The following is a 22,685-nucleotide window of genomic DNA, read 5'->3' as shown; positions in this document are numbered from 1 at the left end:
GATTCCGCCCCTTCCCGCAAACGACCCCAAACAGGAAACGCAGCTGAAACGGGAAGCTCAACACCCACTGACGCATGGGTTGTTCAGGCAGTACTTCATCAACCAGCAAGGCGGCACTTTCGGCCATCCGCCGCGCCCCACAGCTCGGGCAGAAACCGCGACGCTTACAGCTGAAAGCGACCAGGTGCTCGGCGTGGCAAGACTCGCAGCGAACCCGTAGAAAGCCATGCTCCAGCCGCCCGCATTGGAGAAATTCTTCAAATTCCCGTTGCACATAGCCCGGCAATTCCTTTCCCTGCTCTGCCATAAGCGCAGCGAATGCCGGGTAATACTCGTCAACGATCTGATAGAGAAGGGTTTGCTCGGGTCGGTGGCTCTGGTAACGACCAGTATCCCGATCCCGGCTGGCCGTCCTGGCCGCCACATGAGGCATGTTCCGCGTCCTTGCAATACTGTGTTTACATTACGTATATTAACAACAAATCTTTCAACGATCCCCTTGTCAGTCATTTATAATCAACTTTATAGAATCAACATATTTAAAGCTCTAATCAAACTTTCTGAAAATGTGTGTACACTATTAGCATTACAAAGGTCATGTTGATATAAAATATCAATATAAACATTTGAATTGAACGGCTCAATATTAACTCTAACACCATGTACATTACCAGGATTACTACTTGAACCAAGCCATAAGTTGGTATTTTCGAGATTTAAAAAAATCATTCGTGGAGGAACCTAAACTAATATGATTATTCATAATCATATTAGGATAAATAATTTCAAAATCATCCGGTAAATTCATTTCTAAAAGATGTGGTAATGATTTGACAAAAAGTGAGTTAAGTTTATCTTTTTTAATATCTGAAATACATTATGATTTTTATAAATAGGTCAATTGACCAAAAATAAATTATTTAGTATATTATTTTAGGTCAATCAACCTAAAATAGAAAGTCTGCATGAACAATCAGCTGTCAGTATTATTAATCGGTGGCTATGGTGTAGTAGGCAAACAAGTAGCGGCACTGTTAAATCTATATTATCCGGATGTACATATTATTATTGGCGGGCGCAATATACATACTTCAACTGCATTTGCCAGTACCTTATCCAGAGCATCTGCAATACAATTCGATATTAATGCACCACAGCTTCCAGACAATATCCGACCCCAATTAATCGTAACCCTGGCCAATGATCCCGATAACCGCGTACTGCATTTTGCCATCAAAAATCAGATTGCCTATCTTGATATTACTCGCTGGACGGATAAATTAAAAACAGCGATTACCTATACCCATACATTCGACCAGTTGCATGCTCCCATAGTATTTTCTTCCACATGGATGGCTGGCGTAGCTGCCAGCCTGATAATCCGGCACACACTTAAATTCAAGCAGATAAACAGCATAGATATTAATATTCTCTATTCTATGCAAGATAACGCAGGAATCAATTCTGTAGATTATATGGACAGAATGCTGATTCCTTTTGAAGTCGTCGCCAAGAGACACACTCAAAGCTGTATGCCATTTTCAGACAGCAGACTGGTCAGCTTTACAGAAAAAAAACGTTTTCGGGTTTATCGCTTTGATACACCTGATCAGTTAACCTTGCCAATGTTAACCCAAGCCAGATCAGTATCCACACGAATTGGTTTTAACAGCAATATAACCAACCGCCTTTTCTATGTATTAATTCATAGTGGCTTCTGGCGTTTAATCTCAACGCAACGTTTTAAAACATTTCGCCAGAAACTGCTATACAATCCGGGTAAAGGTGATGAGCACCGTATTTTAATCAATATCACAGGTACAGATTCGACCAACCGGCCAACTCAATCCGTCTTATCCATTACAGATCCTAAAGGTCAGTCCCATCTCACCGCTATTGGTGCATTTAATCAGATACATTCGATATTCACTCAGCAATTATCTAATCGGGTTTACTTCGGCGAAACACTGCCGGATATGAATATTGCAACTAATATACTTAAAAAAGAAGGCGTGAAAATCGATTTCGACTAATATCTATCTGAAGTTTATCGAAGTCTTCAGACAATAAATTCTGAAATATTTTTATTAAACAAAAGATTATGATTCATTAATCAGTACATGAAAAGATTAATAAATCATTTCAACTAAGATTTTTTTAACAGCTGATTCAGCGGATATTACGAGCTTATCATAAGCTGATATACACTGGATTACCTTATCTTCTGACCAATTTTCTGCGCCAAAAAAGTATCACACAGTTTTTTCAATTTACTGATAACAACATGATAGGTTTATTATTATTTTTCCTTTTCTTTAAAGAGTGCCAGCCAATAGACAGGCCAATGCGTTTTATTAAAAAGATTATTAACTAAATAAGCAATTGCTACCAATATTACTGACCCGGACAGCACTGGAAATAATAGAAAAGTAAAATCATAATCTATTTTATCTGCTGTTAATAAAATGACTAATGGATTAGCACCGGCTGGTGGATGCACTGCCCGAAAATATTGCATAGCGATAATTGCTATGCCTACAGCCAAAGCAATAATAATAACATCATGACCGAATAGCTTTAAAAACAGTAACCCGCAAAAAGCTGAAATTAAATGTCCCAGAATAACATTTCTTGGCTGCGCAAGTGGTGACTGAGATACAGCAAACAAGATCACACAACTTGCTCCAAATGGCGCCATTATTAAAGTATAGCCGGTTACCCGACTAAACCAGATCAGAAAAAATATAGCTACGAAACCACCGGTCAGACTTTGCAATAATTCACTATTTGTAGGCTTTGGTGGCAGTTTCTCCTTGCCGAAAAAAAATGGTTTCATTATTCTTTATATCCTATAAGATTAGCTTGAGTGTTAGCAATTAGTGCCAGCACAAAAGTGAACAAATCTGTTCACTTTTATAATAGTACAGATCTGTCCACTTATCAAACACTTTGGATAATAAATGAAAAAAACATACAGATTAATTGCTGATACAGCAGAACAACTCTTTTATCAAAAAGGTTTTGGCAACGTAGGAGTTGATGAAATAAGAGACCAGTCAGGTTGCTCTAAAACAACGCTATATAAACATTTTGGCAACAAAGACAATTTAATCTTTGAAGTTTTAAAACTAAGAGACTTGCGATTTAAACAAGAACTTACCGAAGCAATAGCTGATCTTGACCAGCAACAGTCTATTATTCAGATACTTAAATGGCATTTAGACTGGTATAATCAAGACAATTTTAATGGCTGCTTATTTGTCAGAGCAAGAGAAGAAATCCATAACGACAATGCAATAAAAGAGCTGGTTATGGAGCATAAAGAATTTATTCGAAATTTAATCCGCGATAAACTCCGGCAAAACCCACAAAATGAGGCAATAACCAATCAATTAATGGTTATATTAGAAGGTCTGAGTAATATCAGTCTTATTTATAAAGATAATAAATTACTTTACGATGAAATAATAAAAAATAGTTTTAATTGGGTATCAGAAATACTTCTTTAATTATTTATCAAGCCTGTTTTTTAAAAAAATTTTATTCCAATAGCTGATTAGAGTAAGAATAATTCCCCCTATAATAATAAAAAAACCTTCAAAAAAGCCATAAGGGCTGGGAATCTCATGAAGAACTTTTGCATATGTCGCGGGTAAATTTATATTTGGATTAGCCGGGTCAAAAATGATTTCTTCTGAAAAAAATTCAGCTGAGTTCAGGCCTCCTGCAGGAAAATAGCGCAGTCCGGTTTTGGTAAAACCAAAACCTTCACTAAAAACACGCAAATCATCATTAATATAGGTTTTATCTGCTATCCGGAAATAATAGCGAAAATGATAAATTGGTGTACTGATGGATTTAGCGGATATATTTTCCGGATGGTTATATATCATTCTCCCCTGTGTAGTACATTGGTTTGGTGCACAATTCAATGATAAAAGATATTTAGCTTTATTTTGCAAAGGAAGATAATAGTGCTGGTGATTGCTTTTACTTTCAGCTAAACAGATTATCCCCAATACGATAATTAAAGGACCAATTACTCTGGAAAAAAACTTCTCCGCTTTTTTCATCTTTATTATCCATCTGTAAGATCAGATTTTCTTATTTAAGCTGTTTGACTCCCTATCATTTATTCAAGCCAAACAGCTTTAGCTTAATTTAATGTCTGGGTATTTTTCCCATCAGTAAAAACGGATTAGCTCCGCCACGCTGCCATCCCTCTTCATTCAACAGTATATCCAGAGCTAAAGAGGCCAAATCATCAGCAATCGGATCAGCATATTGTTGCTTGGCCAGGCGATAACGTTTGCGGTAAGCATGGCAGCTGGGACAGCATTCCGCCTCTGCACCAGCCAATACACCTTCTTTCACCTGTTCAATCCGGTGTACGCCCAGATCACGGCTATTATCACAAAAACTACAGCGTGCCCGTACACTGTGCCAGCGACTATTGCATACACCACAACACAAATAGCGCAACCCTTCAAGTTCACCCTGTCCGACTATTACTGAACCCACAGCATCAGTACCACAGCAGGGGCAAAAACCCGGTTCAGACAGAGGTTTTACCGTTGTAGCAGCCAGATTTAACGCTGCATGAGTATAAACAATCTGCACCACTGCATTTACCCAGACCTGATAATCCTGCTGAGCTATTCCGAGCTGCTGATTAAATGCATGCTGGCATAACTGGTTGCGGCTTTCACTGTCGAGCTGCAATAACTCTTTCCATACCTGCTGAGCAGTTGGTGACAAATCTGCTTGCAATAAAGCATGTAAATCGGTAAACAGACGCTCTATCAGGCCTCTATTGGCACTCAGTAATGCCAGAGTAAGCGGAACTTCATCTTTATCAGTCTCAGGAATTACCCAGGCTTCCTGTGCATATTGCTCCAGTAAATTTTGCTGAGCATTATTGATAACAGCCAGTAGCTGTAAGTATGATTGCCAGTCACTATTATCTTCTACAGCCAATTCATTCAGCCGTAATGCGCGCCGGCTGAAAATATCAACAGGAGGCTGCTGCCAGAACGGGATATGAAAAAATTCCTGTGCTTGTATGGTTTCTGGTGTTGCTTGTGTTTTCATGTATCAACGCGGTTATATAACGATATTACTTGTTCAGGTAATAGTACCGTTATCATTATCAACAAATTAAATAACCAAGTTTAACCAAAAATAGGTATTCTGTCTGGATTTACTGTCTATGATTTTCTATATGCCATCAATAGAGAAAGATAATGTCTCTTATCAATTTGTTTTTCAAAATGTGATAAATCGGATAACAAAAAAGGTTCAGAAATTTCTGAACCTTTTTATTACTGAAAACTAATTATTTAATACCAAGTGATTTCTCATATTCCCGCGCTTTTTCATCATCAAAATCATGTTCCCAGCGCGAAATAACCAATGAAGCCAGAGCATTACCGATTACATTAACTACAGTACGTCCCATATCCAGAATACGGTCGATACCCAGAATAAAGCCCAGACCTTCTAACGGAATGGATGTTGTAGCCAGCGTGGCAGACAGTACCAGAAACGATACACCCGGTACACCGGCAATACCTTTAGAAGCTACCATCAGCGTAATCACAATCATTACCTGATCACTAACCGACAGAGAAATACCGTATAACTGCGCCAGAAAGATAACTGCAATACTCTGATACAGCGTAGAACCATCCAGATTAAATGAATATCCGGTAGGAATCACAAAGCTGGTAATAGATTTCGGCGCGCCATATGCTTCCATTTTCTCAATCATTTTTGGCAGCGCAGTTTCTGAGCTGGAGGTTGAGAAAGCCACTATCAGCTCATCTTTCAGAATTTTGATAATAGTGAAAATGTTAAAGCGGCAGAAATAGGCCACGCCACCCAGAATCACCAGAGTAAATACTATCATCGCCAGATAAACTATTAAAATCAGTTTCATCAGCGGAATCAGCGAACCGAAACCGAATTTACTGATGGTAACAGTCATCAGACCAAATACCCCGATAGGTGCGTAACGCATAATCATATTGGTGATTTTGAACATTACGTCTGAAATCACTTTCAGAAAATCTGAAAAGAACAGGCGCTGATTATCAGGTAGCTTAGTTAAGCCCAGACCAAAAAACACACAGAAAAAGATTACCGGCAGAATTTCACCGCTGCTAAGCGAATCAAATATATTATGCGGAATCATGTCCAGAATCATTATAACCAGACCATGAGGCTTCTCGGCCAGTGCTTCACTTTTTTGTACGTACTGACTGACATTGCTGTGGTGCAGATTGGAAATATCAATGCCGCTACCCGGGTGAAACAGATTACCGAAAAGTAAACCCACACCAATGGCGATAGTAGTGATAATTTCAAAATACAGAATGGTTTTACCGCCCAGTCGACCCAGACTTTTGGAGTTACCCAGTCCGGCAATACCCAATGTCAGCGTACTGAGAATGATGGGCAGCACAATCATTTTAATCAGGCGGATAAAAATATCCCCCATCGGTTGTAATACATTGATTACCCACGACTGATAGGTTTTGTAGTAGGGATGAGAAGGATCTGAAAAAGTATGCAGATATAATCCCAGTGCTACCCCCATAATCAGTGCGATTAAAATTTGCCAGGCCAAATTACGGCTATATCGTTTGATAATCGATAACATAGTCGTCCTTACTGTAAGTGGTAATATAGTTCTTATTCAATCTAAAAAGCGAAACAAAAACAATAGAGTATATTCTATTATTTTTTGTTTTAAACATGCGTTAAGGATGAAAAAATTGAGGATGGGTATAAATTACTTGGCGATTATGACGCGCAAAACCCACCAGCGTGATATTAGCCTTGTGAGCCAAATCAATGGCATAGGTGGTGGGCGCAGATACGGCCACGATACACCCGATACCGGTTATTGCTGATTTCATTACCATTTCAAAACTAGCGCGACTGGACAATACCACAAAACCATGCTTCCAATCCACTTTTGCATGTAATCCCCAGCCAATAAGCTTGTCTAAAGCATTGTGCCGGCCGATATCTTCACGGACGGTTACAATCTTACCTGCCTTGTCAGCCCACGCCACGCCGTGAACTGAACCAGTTTGCGCCCGCAGTTGCTGATGATGGTTAAAATCGGTCAAAGCACGCCCGATTATGCTAAATTCTACATGCCAATCGCGTAAAACCGGTTCTATTTCTGGCTGAACAGCTGCCAGACTGTCAATACCGCACAGTCCGCAACCAGTGCGTCCGCTCATCTGGCGACGGCGACTTTTCAAACGTGCAAATGCTGCGCTGGCCAGCTCAATCTCAGCCACAATTCCATGCAGATGTTCAGTAATTTCAATCGCATAAATTTGCTCTGCATTTTCAATGATGCCTTCACTCAGGCTGAAACCCAATGCCAGTTCGGCAATATTAGCGGGCGTAGCCATTAATACGACATGGGAGATACCGTTATAAACAAGTGCTACTGGGATTTCGGCACTGATATTATCACTGGTACTACTGCATTCTCCAGCCTGTGCCACCCAGACAGTGCGATTTTGGGCGGGGGTGTAATTCATGAGGTTTCTGTATTTATGAACCGGTAACAGCCGGAAAAGACTTGTACCGACATATTAACCGAATCATGCAAGAAGATAAAATTTTACTGTCTGTATGACAATACGCCATACAGACAGCACTACAGATGATGATTATTTAAATTATTCAGTTGTCTGTGAAGTGGAATTTTGCTGCGCTTTGGCTTCTTTTTTTGCCATCATTTCGCGGTACCAGCGTGGATGGTGCTTTTTCGCCCATTCCTGACTAACCACTCCTTCCACCATCGCCGGAATTGTGCCTTTAATCCACAATGCGGCATATACATGAATAATAATACCGACAATCAGCAGAATAGCAGAGGCAGAATGCACTAGCAAAGCGATACGTACCACCCAAATTGGAAAATATCCGGAAAAAAACTGCCGCCAGGCAATCAGCCCGCTGATAAGCAGCAGTGCCATACTGATGGACATCAGCCAGAACATACATTTTTGTCCAGCATTATATTTGCCAGTATCACCAATTTCTCTTCCCAGCAGAATATGCTTAATTCCCAGTAACCATTTAATATCATCCCGCTCAAAAAAATTATATTTTACATAGCGGAAAAACTGGATAAAAAAGCCCAGAAACATCACCACTCCGATGAACGGATGCAGGATGCGTGCCAATTGCGGAGAACCGAAAACTTCAGTGAGCCAGAAAAAAGACGGATAGAAAAAACCCAGACCGGAAACAGCCAGCAGCACAAAGCAGCCGGCTACTACCCAGTGATTAAACCGCTCGGATTTTTTATATCGCTGAATTAATAATCTTTTCATTATGCGTCCCCTTTATCTTTGAGGATTTCGCCTTCACGATTCAGAACCTGTTCTTTATCATCGTCAGGGCGATTCGGACCAATGGTAATGTAGTGCAGCCAGCCGGCAAAAGCAGCGGTAGCAATACCGAATGCTGCTATCGGTTTGAGCATACTCTTCCATAATTTAACGGTGGTACTGATACGCGGATTGTCCGGCAGACCATGGTACAGGCTGGGTTTATCCGCATGATGCAGTACATACATAACATGGGTACCGCCCACACCCTGTGGATCGTAGAGCCCTGCCTGCTCAAAACCGCGCTGTTTTAAGTCTTTTATACGCTCCCCGGCCAAAGACTTCATGTCTTCTTTGCTGCCGAAATGAATAGCGCCGGTAGGACAAGTTTTCACACAGGCCGGTTCCTGCCCAACGGCCACACGGTCTGAACACAGGGTACATTTGTAAGCGCGGTTATCTTTTTTCGAAATACGCGGAATATTAAACGGGCAGCCGGAAATACAGTAACCGCAACCAATACAGTTTTCCTGATGGAAATCGACGATACCATTTTCATACTGAATGATTGCACCCGGTGACGGGCAGGCTTTCAGACAGCCCGGGTCAGAACAGTGCATACAACCGTCCTTACGAATCAGCCACTCCAGCTTGCCGTATTGCTCGGTTTCAGAAAACCGCATTACCGTCCAGCTATCCGCACTCAGGTCAATCGGGTTATCGTATACACCATGATTGGTGCCAACTTCATCACGAATGTCATTCCATTCCGAACACGCAGCCTGACAGGCTTTGCAGCCTATACAGGTCGAAACATCAATCAGTTTGGCAATTTCAATGGGTTTTCTTGCCTGTGGTAGCGGCGTGAGCTGATTAGTAGCCGAACGACGTTTTATATCCAAAGATTGTAAAGCCATGACTTATTCCCCTCACGCTTTTTCGATATTGCATAAAAAGGTTTTGTATTCTGGTGTCTGTGTATTGCAGTCACCAACAAATGGTGTGAGTGTGTTAATGAGAAACTGTTTTTTCTCACCAACATTCACCCAGCCACCATGCAGGGGAATACCTATCTGATGGACGGTCTGCCCATTAATTTCCAACGGACGCAGGCGTTTGGTTACCACGGCTTTGGCCTCTACCCAGCCGCGCTTAGTACTGATTTTAACTGTATCGCCTTTAGCAATATTCTTTTGTGCTGCCAGCTCTTCGCTGATTTCAACAAACTGTTCGGGCTGAGCAATCATCAGCAATTTCACGGATTTCGTCCAGAACTGAAAATGCTCTGTCAGACGATATGTAGTGCCGACACAAGGAAACTCATCTTTATTGCCGATACGACCTTTAACGCTGTCAAATAAGCGCACTGCGGGTGTATTCAGTACTTTAGGATAAAGCAGGTTTTTGCCAACCGGTGATTCAGTAGGCTCATAGAATGTTGGAAACGGGCCATCTACCAGTTTTTTGGTACAGAACAGGCGACCAACACCCTCCTCATTCATGATAAACGGATTCATATTAGTGTCAGGTGCCTGATCTGCCTTGTAGTCAGCCACATCCGCCCCAATCCATTTGCTGCCGTCCCAGTGAATTAATATTCTGTCAGGATCCCAGGCTTTGCCGGACGGATCGCAGGAAGCGCGGTTATACAGAATACGGCGGTTTGCCGGCCAGGCCCACGCCCAGCCCGGGGTATTACCCAGTCCGGCATTGCTGTTATCACGCCGTGCCATCTGGTTGCCGTTTTTAGTCCAGGAACCGGCAAAAATCCAGCAGGCGCAGGCTGTTGTGCCGTCATCGCGTAACTGAGCAAAGCTATCCAGCTGCCCGCCTTTAGGCACGATAATATTACCCTTCTCGTCCTTAATATCCGTCAGTGCCCAGCCATTGGATTCCTGTGCCATTTCTTCCGGTGTCGGTGAATGCGGTACTTTATACGGCCAGCTCAGATTCAGAATCGGTTCAGGTACTTTACCGCCCTCTTTCTCATACAGAGCTTTAATACGTAAATGCAAATCAGCCAGAATCTCAAGATCGGCTCTGGCTTCTTCCGGAGCTTCGGCTCCGGCATAATGCCATTGCAGCCAGCGTGAAGAATTGACAATCGAACCATTTTCTTCTGCAAAACAAGGGACAGGAAGGCGGAACACTGTCGTCATGATAGAGCGGGAATCTACGTCATGCGCATCACCATGATTTTCCCAGAAGGTAGCCGTTTCGGTATTAAGCGGATCCATTACTACCATCCACTTGAGGCGGGAAAATGCTTCGATGATACGGTTAGAATCCGGAAAGGAACCCATGGCATTGAAACCCTGTACCAGCAAACCGTGCATCTGGCCCTGATACATCATTTCGGTCATTTGCAGCACATCATACATTTTGTCCCACTTCGGCAGCCAGTCATAGCCCCAGTCATTTTCTTTGGTAGCCTTATCACCAAAGAACCATTTGAGCAGGCTTACCATAAATTTGGGCGTATTGCTCCAGTAATTAAGCTGTCCCGGACGCATGGCCGCAGGTGTCTGAACTTTCAGATAATCAGCAAAAGTCGGATTTTTCTTTTCGTTAGGCAGGCTCAGATAGCCAGGAAGACTGGTAGACAGCAAACCAAGATCAGACAAGCCCTGAATATTGGAATGGCCGCGTAAAGCATTCACACCCCCACCGGGCATACCGATATTACCCAGAATCAGCTGAATCATGGCCATGGTACGGATATTCTGCGAACCATAAGTATGCTGAGTCCAGCCCAGTGCATACAGAATTGTACCGGCTTTGTTTTTTGCCGAGGTTGCCCCCAGAGCTTCACACACCAGCAGAAAATCTTTAATCGGTGTACCGGTAATTTTGTGCATCATTTCCGGGGTGTACTGGGCATAATGCTTTTTCATTATCTGCCAGACGCAACGCGGATTTTCCAGAGTCGGGTCTGCTTTGGCATAGCCGTTTTCATCCAGCTCGTATGTCCAGCTGGCATTATTATAGACAGCCCCGCCTTTGGCACCTTTCGGAGCTGCTTCCGGTGCCGCGCTGCCGTCTTCAGTCGTGTAATCGGCATGTCCGGAAAACAGACCTTCATGAAAACCATAGCCATCAGCTAGAATAAAGGCAGCATTGGTATAGTTTTTAACATAATCCCATTGCACTTTATCATTTTTAATCAACCAGTTGATTACCGCTCCGAGGAAAGCTATGTCGGTACCGGAACGAATCGGCAAATAATGATCGGCTACAGAGGCAGTACGGTTAAAACGCGGGTCGCAAACAATCAGTTTGGTGCCTTTTTGTTTTTTGGCTTCAATAACCCATTTAAAACCTACCGGATGTGCTTCAGCGGCATTACCACCCATAACCAGAATAAAATCGGCGTTCTGGATATCAGTCCAGGTATTGGTCATGGCTCCACGACCAAACGTAGCAGCCAGTGCTGATACTGTCGGACCATGACAAACCCGTGCCTGTGAATCAGCACCAACCAACCCAAGCGAACGCATGAATTTCTGAGTCAGAATACCGGTTTCATTGGAGCTGGCAGAAGCGCACAGCATACCCACACTTTCCAGCCGGTTAACCGTAACACCATCAGCATTTTTTTCAATAATATTGGCATCACGTTCTTCTTTAATCAGGCGGGCAATACGATCCAGTGCCTCATCCCAGCTGATGTCTTTCCACTCTGTGCTTCCGGCTTCACGAACCTGCGGATGCAATACACGGTTCGGGCTGTTAACAAAGTCAATCAGTGAGGCGCCTTTAGGACATAAGCTGCCGCGACTGACCGGATGATCGGGATCACCTTCTATGTGAAAAATTTTCTTTTTGGCGTTTTTGGCACCGTCACCCAGACTATACAACAACGTACCACAACCAACTGAGCAATATGTGCAGTTATTACGTGTTTCTGTAGCCCTCAACAGCTTGTACTGGCGGACTTCAGCAAAGGCTGTGGCAGGAGCCATGCCCATCACTGCCAGTCCTGTCGCGCCGGCACCTGCTGCGGTAACCTTGAAAAACTGGCGTCTTGTCAGGTTCATGTGTGTATGTTCCTAATAAAATTTTTATTATTTATTTGCAGGAAATCCATCCCCGCACTGCTTACTAATTATGCTAGAAAATTAATTTATACTAACATTTAATCCTATTATAATACCTTATTTAAACTATTATAAAATTTTATCAGTATTTTCTACTTTAAATAAATAATTACAATTTCATTTAAATTCCGAATTTAATTAGTATAAAGGTTAAAATACAAGTTATTACATTAGCAATAAATAGAAATAATTTATTCAATAAATTATTTCTATTAGTCATGAATATTTTGCATACAAATTGATTTATAAATTATTTATTTGCTATGACATATATGTTGTATCGAACATCTCTATGACTATCTATCGCTATATACATAGGTATATTTAGCAATAATTTTCCTTTATAATCGGCATTGCCCGACCCAGCGCCAGATAATAATTTATTTCAAATAAGGATAAAATATGCGCTTTAACCACATTCGTCTGACTACTATTGTTACTGCAATCAGCCTGAGTGTAATGAGCACTGCTTCACTTGCCGCCAATATCACAGTTTCAGCGGCTGCCAGTCTGACCAATGCATTTAATGACATTGCCAAAGCATATCAGCAGCAATATCCTCAGGATAAAGTACTGCTTAATTTCGGAGCTTCAGGCTCTCTGCTTCAGCAGATGCAAAACGGTGCGCCTGTAGATGTATTTGCTTCTGCTGATCAGCAAACTATGGATCAGGCTCAGACTAAGAATCTTGTGCGGGCACAGGACAGAATTAATTTTGTAAATAACAGTCTGGTACTGATTATTCCGAAAAAAAGCAATCTGAATGTACGCGGACTGAAAGATCTGCAGCAACCAGGTATCAAACATATTGCACTGGGCAACCCCGCTTTTACACCGGCCGGACGTTATGCTCAGGCAGCAATGGAGCAGGCAAAAGTATGGAGTACGGTAAAGCCTAAAATTGTGAATGTGAATAATGTCCGTCAGGCTCTGGATTACGTAGCTAATCAGTCAGCAGAAGCCGGTTTCGTATTTGGCACAGATGCGGCCATTATGCCGGATAAAGTTAGTGTAGCTGCAACCATCCCGACCAGTAAGCCAATCAGCTATCCGATTGCTAAGACGGTAGCCAGTAAAGAACCAGTGGCTGCCAGCCGCTTTATTAATTTTATCCAGTCGCCAAAAGGTCAGAAGATTCTTAAGCGTTACGGTTTTCAAAGCGCACACTGAGTATGTTTCCACCGGCAGTTATCCTCCCGCGAATCTGTCTGAATTTTTATTTTAAGGAGTAGATAATGGCTGCGGCCTGGATTGCTCTTGCCCTGTCACTTAAAATCGCCCTGTGGGCAACTGCTATCAATCTGGTTCTGGGGGTCGGTATAGGTTATGTACTTGCCCGTAAAACTGTCTGGGGAAAGGAACTGATTGATACCATTCTCACTTTGCCAATGGTAATGCCGCCAACGGTACTGGGATATTACTTACTGGTACTGATTGGAAAAAATGGCTTTATTGGTCAATGGCTGGAACATTATCTGGGTATTAATCTGATTTTCACCTGGCAGGGTGCTGTTGTAGCAGCAACAATCGTATCGTTTCCTCTGGTATTTAAACCGGCACGTGCTGCATTTGAAAGCCTGGATTCCCAGCTGGAGCAGGCAGCGCGTGTTCTGGGTATCAGTAATGCCGGAGTATTTCTGCGCATTACTATGCCGCTGGCCTGGAGAGGTATTCTGGCCGGCGTATTACTGGCATTTGCACGCAGTATGGGTGAATTCGGTGCTACGCTGATGGTGGCAGGCAGCATTCCGGGGCAGACACAAACCCTGTCGATTGCCGTATATGAAGCAGTACAGGCCGGAGATGACTATCTGGCCAATACTCTGGTCTTGATTATATCTGTGGTCTGTATTCTGATATTACTAATTACCGGCAAACTTTTATCCGGCAAAGTACCTATGACCAATCTTAAATAATCCGATACCTGAATTAAACAATATTGTTTTCCGGTATTGCTTTGTCTGTTTTTAATCCGGCCAATGGTTTTTATGTTAGATTTTAATTTTCAGAAAACCCTTCAGCGTAATGACAGAAGTCATTTTACTCTGGATATCCGCCTGTGCTGTCAGTCACAGCGTACAGTTATTATGGGAGCCTCAGGCAGTGGTAAAAGTCTGATGCTAAAGGCTGTTGCCGGTCTGCTGACTCCTGAACAGGGGCATATTAATGTGAATGGTGTTACTCTGTTTCAGGCACAGCAGCATATTAATCTTAGCCCGCAACAACGTAAACTGGCCTTTGTATTTCAGGATTATGCCCTCTTTCCTCATTTAAATGTCCGGCAGAATATTGCCTGCGGTATTTGTCATGGTTTATTCAATCCGAAAAAACGCAGCCGGTATACAGAAGTTGAACACTGGCTGACTGCTATGCAGCTCAATTCGGTAGCAGAACAATATCCGGCTCATCTGTCCGGCGGGCAGCGCCAGCGTGTGGCTCTGGCTCGTGCTTTGATTGCTCAGCCGCGGGCTATTCTGCTGGATGAACCATTTTCTGCACTGGATACTCAGCTACGGGCTCAAATGCGTTCTGAGTTATCTGCCTGGCAGCAGAAATTAAACTTACCCATGCTACTGATAACTCACGATCCGGAAGATGCAGCTGCTTTTGACGCTCAAATCTGGCATATGGATAATGGATGTCTGTACTCAGCTCCCCGTAACAATCGCAATGAATGAATTTAATCTTAACAGTGAACTGATTCCCACTATTAACGGCCAGCGAATTGGCAACAGCAAACGGATTACATTACTGGAAAATATCCGGCGTTTCGGCTCCATTACTCAGGCGGCTAAAGCGGTACCTATGAGTTATAAAGCAGCATGGGATGCCATAGATGCAATGAATAATCTGGCGCCTGAACCTTTAGTCTTGCGGCAAACCGGTGGTCAGGGCGGCGGGAACAGTGTATTAACAGCTTTTGGTGAAGCTTTTTTAAATTATTATCACACTATGCAGCAACGTCATCAGCAACTCATCCGGCAACTGGAAGCTAACGCTGACAATAGTCATCATAGTTTATGGCAAAAAATGAATCTGGATTTAAGTGCTGATAACCAACTCGCCGGAAGAATCAGCCAAATCATTGAAGGAGCTGTAAATAATGAGGTTCATCTGCAACTGAGCAACGGACAGGAACTGGTAGCCATTCTTACCAGACACAGTTGTGAACAGATGGAACTGGCTGTCGGCGTTGATGCACTGGCTCTCATTCAGGCATCAGCCATTATGCTTGCGCGTCCCGATCCGAATTTACAAATATCCGCTCGTAACCAGCTAACAGGCCAAATACGCCAAATAGATACTGGTGCTGTAAACAGTGTGATTACTGTGGATTTAGGCGCAGCTGTCAGCCTGACCGCCAGTATTACCTGTCATAGTGCACAAACTATGCAATTGAAAAATGAAGATAAAATCATGCTGTTAATCAAGGCTCCGAACATTATTATCGGACGTTTGCGCTGAATGTGCATTCATCAGACAAACTGAAGCCAGAATAACCCCGTCATGCAATATCAGATTATTCCGGCTTATGCTTACGTGCGATAGTCAAACTACCTGCGGCCATGCACATTCCCTCTTTGTCAATCTGTCCTTTTAAGCCGCAGATATATTATAGACCTTATATATTTGTATTTTAATATTATTAAATAAATTTAATTCAAAAAAACTATTTATGGCGTTTTATCACGAAATATTAATAATTAATTCCACATCTTTTGTAATTATGGGCTAATTTACTGAAAATACTGCACACTGATAACTTAATTGAATATTAAGCCGTTACAGTATCTTGAAAATTTACTTATATAAATACTTAGCTTTTCAAAACTAGCGCAGAATAACTTCATCAGCCAGTTCATTAGTACCGGCATGTGTACGCGGAAAATGCTGCACAAGTAATTCCGTCAGCTCATCCAGTCCGGCAGTTAAACCATCCATATATCGTTGATGCTGAAATGCCTGAGTAATGCGATTACATATCTGCTGCCAATGCACCATACTCACACAGGTATTAATACCCCGGTCTGCAATAATTTCTACTGCGCGATCAGCAAAAAGTACATAAACTAAAATACCACTTTTTTCAGCAGTATCCCATATACCCAGATTTCCGAACCAATATTGTGCACGCTGGCGTGCCGTAGTGTGATGACACAAATTCGCTGTATCAAGGCTGGATTCAATCACAAACCGTAGCTGTCCGGTATGACGTTGCTCAGATAATGTAATTTGTTCAGTTAGCTGTTGCAATGCAAGAGCAGGAAAATATTTACTTACCCGCTGGCGCGGATTTATCCAGTGGCGCCAGATACGTGGTAATAATTGCATATTGAGTTTATTTAAGCTCGTATATTCTGCTTTTTCCTGTATATCTGATTTCATAGTTAGCACCGCAGATTTATTAAAAAGTATATATTGAGTTACTTAATTAATTCCAGAATAATCAGTATTCTACTTACACTACCATAAATTTTCTTAATAAGAAAATGCTGCTGTTACCAGGCTGATAACAAAAACAATATATATCATATAAAAACAGAAAACCGGAAAGTCAGATGTAACGAATATTATTGCTGGCGACATTAGTTAGCATATATTTTGATGATAACGATACTAATTGATCTAGCAGGGAAAATTAGCCTGTAAAGTAAAAATCCAGATATTGCCAGAGAGCAAAAATGATTTCTAACATAAAAACCAACCTATTATCAGAGCTGGCTCTGACAAATTCTCTGATTGGAAAATCACAAAATTCTAAGGGTTATATATTTTGAAATAAATATAGATTCTATAATCCCTTATTTATTATCTAAACAAATCCGCGTAACTGTTTCACATAAGCATAGGCTGCCTGTATACGCTGAGCATGTTCAGTTGCCTGCTGCATCTTAGTTTCCGACAGATTTTGCTTAATGAGTTTATCCGGATGATATTTATTCATCAGGCGGCGATATGCCTGTTTAATTTCCTGCGGGCTCGCTTTTGCTGATATACCCAGTACAAGATAAGGATCAGAACCAAACGGTTCTTCAGGCTGTTGTTGCTGTTGCTGATATTGCTGCTGATATTGCTGCTGATATTGCTGCTGATATTGCTTCTGCTGTTGCTGATATTGTTGTCGGCGTTGCTCTGAACGCGCACGCTGACGCTGCTGTTTCCATTGCTCGTTGGTCTGCCAGTAATGCCGGTATTCATTTTCCTGATGAATAGTCTGGCTGGCAAAAATAAGCATTTGTGCATAAGGAATATGAAATTCATCCGCTATGATATTCAGAATGCGCCGTTCATTATTATGCAGCCGTCCGTCAATCAGCGCTAATTCAAGCATATTTTTACAAAACAGCATTAAACCGCGCTTGTCATCACTATAAGCCCGGTATAGTTGTTTAAGTCTGATTCTGAGCGGATAATTTTTTGTCTGCCCCATATTAAAAGCATAACGCGACAAAACTTCAGTTTCTGCATCCAGCTGCATTTTTTTTATCATGTCATAGACACGCGACCGATCTTCATCAGAAACATGTCCTTTAGCTGCACAAATCTGACCGGCCACTTCAAACATAACAACTACATAAAGATTATTGTCGGCAGCGATAGATGCTTCAGTACCATCATCTACAATCTGCACAGCCCGAAGATAAAACATAATCAGTATGATTAGTACAATATCAATCAGCACTCCGAACACGCTATAACGCATGACTAAAAAGTACATCAGCAGAAAAAAGATACCATAACCGACTTTAGACATGTATGCCCACCAGAAACGAAATGCTAAATAATCATAATCATACAAATAAATAACTATACATTATTTTACGTAAAATTTACAAATTGTCAGTATTTAACGGGGAATTCAATGATGACTGCCAGTATTACCAGCTACCGGAGGCTCCGCCACCACCATAGCCGCCGCCTCCTCCGCTAAACCCTCCGCCTCCTGAACCACCGCCAAAACCGCCCCTACCTCCGCCAGAGCCGCCAATAAAAATATTACCGGCAAAAATGAGCGCTATTATGAATGCCAGAATTGCACCAATAATCGCTGCAAACAGGCTCCAGCCCGAATACCAGCCAAAACTTAATACCAGAAATCCGACAATTGCACTGCCCAGCGTATTACCAAATATATTTTTCAAAAATGAACCGGCTATAAATATCAGTAACAGAATTCCAAAAATTGTTGAGCCTGAATCATCAGATTCCTGATGTGCAGATTGTTGTGCCGGTAATTTTTCACCGTTAATCAGCTTCTCCAGCTGATTTACAGCCTCACGTACACCTACGTCTGCATTATTTGCCCGTAACTGCGGACGAAGCACATCATCCAGAATTCTTTTAGCATAAACATCAGGAATAGCCCCTTCCAGTCCGCGACCGGGTGCCAGAAACGTTTTATGTTCATCGCGCACCAGCAACAACAGTACACCGTCATCAATTCCTTTACGCCCCGGTTTCCAGCTATCCATAACACGCGTAGCATAGTCAAAAGGTGTTTCCGGTGAGATAGCCGGAACTGTCAATACTATAATCTGGCTGCCATGCTGCCGGCTGAACGCCAGTAACTGCTGGTTTAATTCTGCACGGGTAGCAGGCTGTAACATATTGGCTGTATCCATTACCGGATCAGTCAGCGCTGGTACAGGAACCAAACCATTGGCAGCGAGCAAATGCATTGCAAAAAAACAGCCCAGAAAAAGACCGAGTAGCCTGTGGACAGATAAGCGTATTATGTTCATCTTTGCAACCTTAGTGCCATAAAAGCAAATTTGCTTGTATTTTAGTTCATACTAACCTTTTGATTGTCAGGATAAAAGACCACTATTATCTGACTCCATACTTTCAGACAAACAGATTCTGTTATTACAACAGAATACAAGTATTCAGTCCGATACAGCAAATTTCCACAGTTAGTATTGCAAGTTTTTATCGAACTGCTGGTATGTTTAACAATTACTCCTGTCTGTTCGGAAAATAGCCGCAACCATATAAATTTTTAATTTCCATTTTGTCAGATTCTGCAAAAAAACAATTAGCACAATAGTAGCAGCTGCTTACTATACTGATATGCAAACAGCCAGTTCTGACAAACTGGCTGTTTAATTAATCACATAAAATAACAACAGAAAACGAATTAAAATTCTACCTGCGGTGCCTGTTTTACCGCCGCTTCATTTTCCGGTACAAAATTCGGGCGAACATGCATTCCGAAAATTTTGGCTGTGATATTGTTCGGGAAAGAACGCAAAGTAGTGTTGTAAACCTGTACTGTCTGAATATAGCGGTTGCGTGCCAGAGCAATACGGTTTTCTGTGCCTTCAAGCTGCGCTTGTAAATCCCGGAAACTCTGATCAGCTTTCAGATCAGGATAATTTTCTGTTACTACCAGCAAGCGGCTCAGAGCACTGCTCAGATTTCCCTGTGCCTGTGAAAACTGTTCCATTTTTGCCGGATTATCAGCATCACTGCTGGTCATATTCAGACTGCCTACACGTGAACGGGCATTAGTAACGTCGGTTAAAACTTGTTGTTCATGTTTGGCATAGCCTTTAACTGTATTCACAAGATTGGGTACCAGATCAGCACGACGCTGATACTGATTCAGCACTTCCGACCAGGCAGCATTTGCAGCCTCATCCTGTGACTGCATTGTATTATAGCCACACCCGCTGAGGCTTAAAACCAGAATAAATGCGCCTATCCAACCCATTAACCGTTTATACATTATAAACTCCCGTATGTATTATTGTGCCAGTTTAACATGCTCTTGTTACTTTTTACGTCATAACTAGCGCAATCTTATATACCTTAAGCTATAATTAATGCAAAATAATAAAAATCATTTTAACCAACTGTAAAGGATGTTATATGTTTCCTGAATATCGCGACCTGATTACCAAATTAAAGGCGGAAAATACCCATTTTGCTAATATATTCGAAGAACACAACCGACTGGACGATAAAATTACAGGTCTGACTAATAACCCGGTAACCAGTGGTCTGGATAATCTGGACGAACTGAAACGGGAAAAATTGCGCCTGAAAGATGAAATTTACGCCATGCTGCGGGAAGCTGACGGTAAAGCCTGATAGTGGTTGAGTTAAGTCAGTAAAAAACCCTGCTAAGCGCAGGGTTTTTTACTGACTTAACTCATATTGTTACCTGATAGCATTAAATCGTTCTTGTATCGCAGCAGGAAAAGAAATTGCTTTATTGCTTTGCTGATCGAAAGCCATAAACGTCACCACAGCCTGCACAACTGTCTGTCCTGTATTTTTAAGAGTAATCGTTTGATTAACTTCTACTTTGCGCGGTTGTATTTTGCTCAAAGCAGTAGATATCAGCAAATCATCTCCGAAACCGGCACTGCGCCGGTAACTGATATTGATATTTATCACAGCCATTCCACAACCGGCTTCAGTAAACATTGGCGTTAAGCCGGCTTCATCAAAATAATGCCAGCGTGCCTCTTCCAGAAATTCCAGATAGCGTGCATTATTAACATGGCGGTATACATCTATGTGAAAGCCGCGCACCCGAATTTCGGTTTGATGTGCTTGTACTGATAGCCAGTCTGTAATTTGAGTTGAATCTTGCATATTTAATTATTTACCACACTCCAGCTAATGGTCTGATTAGCACGCAACGGAATCAGTCGTTCATGATTACCATACGGATAGTATGGTGGCACTGTGCGATTTATTTTTTCCAGTGTAATGGTTTCCTTATTGATTTCCAGACCATAAAACCGCGGACCGTTTTCTGCTGCAAAAGCCTGTAATTTATCCAGTGCTCCCGCCTGCTCAAAAGCTTCCGCATATAACTCAATAGCAGCAAAGGCACTGAATATACCCGCACATCCGCAAGCACATTCTTTACTGTGCTGAGCATGCGGCGCACTATCGGTACCGAGAAAAAATTTATGTGACTGTGTACCGCTTACAGCCTGTAACAGTGCCTGACGATGGGTTTCGCGCTTTAGTACCGGCAAACAGTAATGATGAGGCTGGATTCCCCCTACCAGTAAAGCATTGCGATTGTAGAGCAAGTGCTGGGGTGTTACCGTAGCAGCCACATTTTCACCAGCCTGAATCACCAGCTCAGCAGCTTGTGCAGTGGTGATATGCTCAAATACTAATTTCAGTTCAGGCAGACGTTGTAATAGCGGCTGTAAAAGTTCATCAATAAATACTGCTTCACGGTCAAAAATATCAATTTCACTTTTGGTTACTTCACCATGCACCAGTAGTGGCATGCCTGTTTCAGCCATGGTTTCCAATACTGGCAATAAAGCCCACAAATCACTGACACCAGCCGCAGAGTTAGTTGTGGCACCGGCAGGATAAAGCTTACACGCAATAATACCTGCCTCTTTGGCTTCGCGTATCAGTGCCGGAGTAGTCTGGTCAGTCAGATATAAAGTCATCAATGGCTGAAAATGACTGCCCGCAGGTACTGCAGCAAGTATACGTTCACGATAAGCCAGTGCTGCTGCAACTGAGGTTACCGGTGGTTTCAGATTTGGCATAATCAGGGCTCGCCCCATTTGCCGTGCACTGAAAGGTAATACTGCCTTTAATGCTGCACCATCACGCACATGAAGATGCCAGTCATCCGGACGGGTTATAGTGAGAGTCTGCATCTGTATCCGTTCTATCAGCGTGTGTTACACAGCTAAAAATAATAGGTTAATGTACTATTCTGTCGCAGCTTCTACAACCTGAACCTGAATAAAGTTAACAAAATATTGTAATTAATTGTAATAAATTACCGTCTGAAAAACTTAGCGGTGTTTTACCCACATCATTATTACATCATCATTTCTGATTTGCTGATGCAATAATTCATGTCCTGTCTGCCGGCAAAAAGCTGCAAAATCATCAGGAGCAGTTTTATCTGTTGCCAGTACTAGCAATACTTCTCCGCTATCCATTACTGCCAGCGCTTTTTTTGCACGTAAAATCGGCATCGGGCAATTTAAATCGATAACATCTAGTGTTCTATCACTGTGTGGTTCACTCATCAGCAACTCATCATAGAATATTGAAAGTTATTATTATACATCGCGCATGAAACAGACTGAACGTATGCACCTTGCTCAGGCTAAAGCAGCCCGTTCCAGTCTATATCAGTTATATTATAAAAATGCACGCTGACAGGAAAATTATCAGAATATGTTTTGTTATTAAAACTGTTGTAATCAAGAACAGCATGCATAAAACA

The 22,685-nt window shown here is 42.1% G+C and carries 22 protein-coding genes and 1 pseudogene; 7 read left to right on the top strand and 16 right to left on the bottom strand.

Features of this window, described 5'->3' with window-relative positions; genetic code table 11:
• Positions 1–28: 28 nt before the first annotated feature.
• A pseudogene (locus H3V00_RS00330) lies at positions 29–433 on the bottom strand (IS91 family transposase); the annotation flags it as partial.
• Positions 434–965: 532 nt separating this feature from the next.
• Between H3V00_RS00330 and H3V00_RS00325 the strand changes: the two are divergent.
• Positions 966–2,033 carry a hypothetical protein gene (locus tag H3V00_RS00325; RefSeq protein ID WP_198185756.1) on the top strand — a complete coding sequence of 356 codons (1,068 nt, stop codon included), beginning with the start codon at positions 966–968 and terminating at the stop codon, positions 2,031–2,033.
• A 266-nt stretch (positions 2,034–2,299) separates the two neighbouring features.
• Here H3V00_RS00325 and H3V00_RS00320 read toward each other — a convergent pair whose 3' ends face one another.
• Positions 2,300–2,836 (bottom strand): HPP family protein, encoded by a 537-nt coding sequence (locus H3V00_RS00320; protein ID WP_198206709.1) that lies wholly within the window; start codon positions 2,834–2,836, stop codon positions 2,300–2,302.
• A 124-nt stretch (positions 2,837–2,960) separates the two neighbouring features.
• Between H3V00_RS00320 and H3V00_RS00315 the strand changes: the two genes are divergently transcribed.
• Positions 2,961–3,509, top strand: coding sequence for a TetR/AcrR family transcriptional regulator (locus H3V00_RS00315; RefSeq protein WP_078475087.1), 549 nt, complete (start codon positions 2,961–2,963; stop codon positions 3,507–3,509).
• Here the strand turns inward: H3V00_RS00315 and H3V00_RS00310 are convergent, their stop codons facing one another.
• The 7 genes from H3V00_RS00310 to fdnG all read right to left on the bottom strand — a co-directional run bounded on the left by H3V00_RS00310 (position 3,510) and on the right by fdnG (position 12,397).
• Positions 3,510–4,073, bottom strand: a complete 564-nt coding sequence (locus H3V00_RS00310; protein ID WP_198206710.1) for a hypothetical protein — start codon at positions 4,071–4,073, stop codon at positions 3,510–3,512.
• A gap of 88 nt (positions 4,074–4,161) precedes the next feature.
• A complete protein-coding gene (locus H3V00_RS00305) occupies positions 4,162–5,091 on the bottom strand; it encodes a formate dehydrogenase accessory protein FdhE (RefSeq protein ID WP_198206711.1) in 930 nt (309 codons plus the stop codon).
• Positions 5,092–5,335: 244 nt separating this feature from the next.
• Entirely contained in the window at positions 5,336–6,661 is a 1,326-nt protein-coding gene (locus H3V00_RS00300; RefSeq protein ID WP_037393559.1) for a cation:dicarboxylate symporter family transporter, read from the bottom strand.
• 100 nt (positions 6,662–6,761) lie between these two features.
• A complete protein-coding gene (gene fdhD, locus H3V00_RS00295; protein ID WP_025330241.1) occupies positions 6,762–7,562 on the bottom strand; it encodes a formate dehydrogenase accessory sulfurtransferase FdhD in 801 nt (266 codons plus the stop codon).
• 141 nt (positions 7,563–7,703) lie between these two features.
• Positions 7,704–8,363 (bottom strand): formate dehydrogenase subunit gamma, encoded by a 660-nt coding sequence (locus H3V00_RS00290; protein WP_025330240.1) that lies wholly within the window; start codon positions 8,361–8,363, stop codon positions 7,704–7,706.
• Positions 8,363–9,277 carry a formate dehydrogenase subunit beta gene (fdxH, locus tag H3V00_RS00285; protein ID WP_025330239.1) on the bottom strand — a complete coding sequence of 305 codons (915 nt, stop codon included), beginning with the start codon at positions 9,275–9,277 and terminating at the stop codon, positions 8,363–8,365. Before fdxH ends, H3V00_RS00290 begins: the two co-directional genes overlap by 1 nt.
• Before the next feature lie 12 nt (positions 9,278–9,289).
• On the bottom strand, positions 9,290–12,397 hold the full coding sequence (gene fdnG / locus H3V00_RS00280; protein ID WP_198206712.1) for a formate dehydrogenase-N subunit alpha: 3,108 nt from the start codon (positions 12,395–12,397) through the stop codon (positions 9,290–9,292).
• 462 nt (positions 12,398–12,859) lie between these two features.
• Between fdnG and modA the strand changes: the two genes are divergently transcribed.
• From modA to H3V00_RS00260, 4 genes are all read left to right on the top strand, one after another.
• The gene (modA, locus tag H3V00_RS00275; protein WP_037393650.1) at positions 12,860–13,627 is read left to right on the top strand and encodes a molybdate ABC transporter substrate-binding protein; all 768 of its coding nucleotides are present in this window, start codon (positions 12,860–12,862) and stop codon (positions 13,625–13,627) included.
• Positions 13,628–13,692: 65 nt separating this feature from the next.
• Positions 13,693–14,373, top strand: coding sequence for a molybdate ABC transporter permease subunit (gene modB, locus H3V00_RS00270; RefSeq protein WP_198206713.1), 681 nt, complete (start codon positions 13,693–13,695; stop codon positions 14,371–14,373).
• A 72-nt stretch (positions 14,374–14,445) separates the two neighbouring features.
• Positions 14,446–15,135, top strand: a complete 690-nt coding sequence (locus H3V00_RS00265) for an ATP-binding cassette domain-containing protein (protein WP_198206714.1) — start codon at positions 14,446–14,448, stop codon at positions 15,133–15,135.
• Positions 15,128–15,922, top strand: a complete 795-nt coding sequence (locus H3V00_RS00260) for a TOBE domain-containing protein (protein ID WP_174829902.1) — start codon at positions 15,128–15,130, stop codon at positions 15,920–15,922. Before H3V00_RS00265 ends, H3V00_RS00260 begins: the two co-directional genes overlap by 8 nt.
• Before the next feature lie 366 nt (positions 15,923–16,288).
• Here H3V00_RS00260 and H3V00_RS00255 read toward each other — a convergent pair whose 3' ends face one another.
• The 4 genes from H3V00_RS00255 to H3V00_RS00240 form a co-directional block, all read right to left on the bottom strand.
• Positions 16,289–16,843, bottom strand: a complete 555-nt coding sequence (locus H3V00_RS00255; protein ID WP_232335910.1) for a TPM domain-containing protein — start codon at positions 16,841–16,843, stop codon at positions 16,289–16,291.
• A 427-nt stretch (positions 16,844–17,270) separates the two neighbouring features.
• Entirely contained in the window at positions 17,271–18,212 is a 942-nt protein-coding gene (locus H3V00_RS00250; RefSeq protein ID WP_198206715.1) for a DnaJ domain-containing protein, read from the bottom strand.
• Between the two features lie 124 nt (positions 18,213–18,336).
• Complete coding sequence (locus H3V00_RS00245) at positions 18,337–19,200, bottom strand: YgcG family protein (protein ID WP_232335911.1); 864 nt, start codon at positions 19,198–19,200, stop codon at positions 18,337–18,339.
• 395 nt (positions 19,201–19,595) lie between these two features.
• Positions 19,596–20,186, bottom strand: coding sequence for a LemA family protein (locus H3V00_RS00240; protein ID WP_078475098.1), 591 nt, complete (start codon positions 20,184–20,186; stop codon positions 19,596–19,598).
• Between the two features lie 143 nt (positions 20,187–20,329).
• Between H3V00_RS00240 and H3V00_RS00235 the strand changes: the two genes are divergently transcribed.
• Complete coding sequence (locus H3V00_RS00235; protein WP_025330229.1) at positions 20,330–20,551, top strand: YdcH family protein; 222 nt, start codon at positions 20,330–20,332, stop codon at positions 20,549–20,551.
• Between the two features lie 69 nt (positions 20,552–20,620).
• Here H3V00_RS00235 and H3V00_RS00230 read toward each other — a convergent pair whose 3' ends face one another.
• The 3 genes from H3V00_RS00230 to H3V00_RS00220 all read right to left on the bottom strand — a co-directional run bounded on the left by H3V00_RS00230 (position 20,621) and on the right by H3V00_RS00220 (position 22,485).
• Complete coding sequence (locus tag H3V00_RS00230; RefSeq protein ID WP_084551834.1) at positions 20,621–21,061, bottom strand: thioesterase family protein; 441 nt, start codon at positions 21,059–21,061, stop codon at positions 20,621–20,623.
• A 2-nt stretch (positions 21,062–21,063) separates the two neighbouring features.
• Positions 21,064–22,104, bottom strand: coding sequence for a dihydroorotase (gene pyrC, locus H3V00_RS00225; RefSeq protein ID WP_198206716.1), 1,041 nt, complete (start codon positions 22,102–22,104; stop codon positions 21,064–21,066).
• A gap of 141 nt (positions 22,105–22,245) precedes the next feature.
• On the bottom strand, positions 22,246–22,485 hold the full coding sequence (locus H3V00_RS00220) for a sulfurtransferase TusA family protein (RefSeq protein WP_025330226.1): 240 nt from the start codon (positions 22,483–22,485) through the stop codon (positions 22,246–22,248).
• Positions 22,486–22,685 lie beyond the last annotated feature (200 nt).

It is taken from the genome of Snodgrassella sp. W6238H11 (genome assembly GCF_016100525.1).
Taxonomy (GTDB): Bacteria; Pseudomonadota; Gammaproteobacteria; order Burkholderiales; family Neisseriaceae; genus Snodgrassella; species Snodgrassella alvi.
This window is presented reverse-complemented; position numbering and strand designations above follow the sequence as displayed.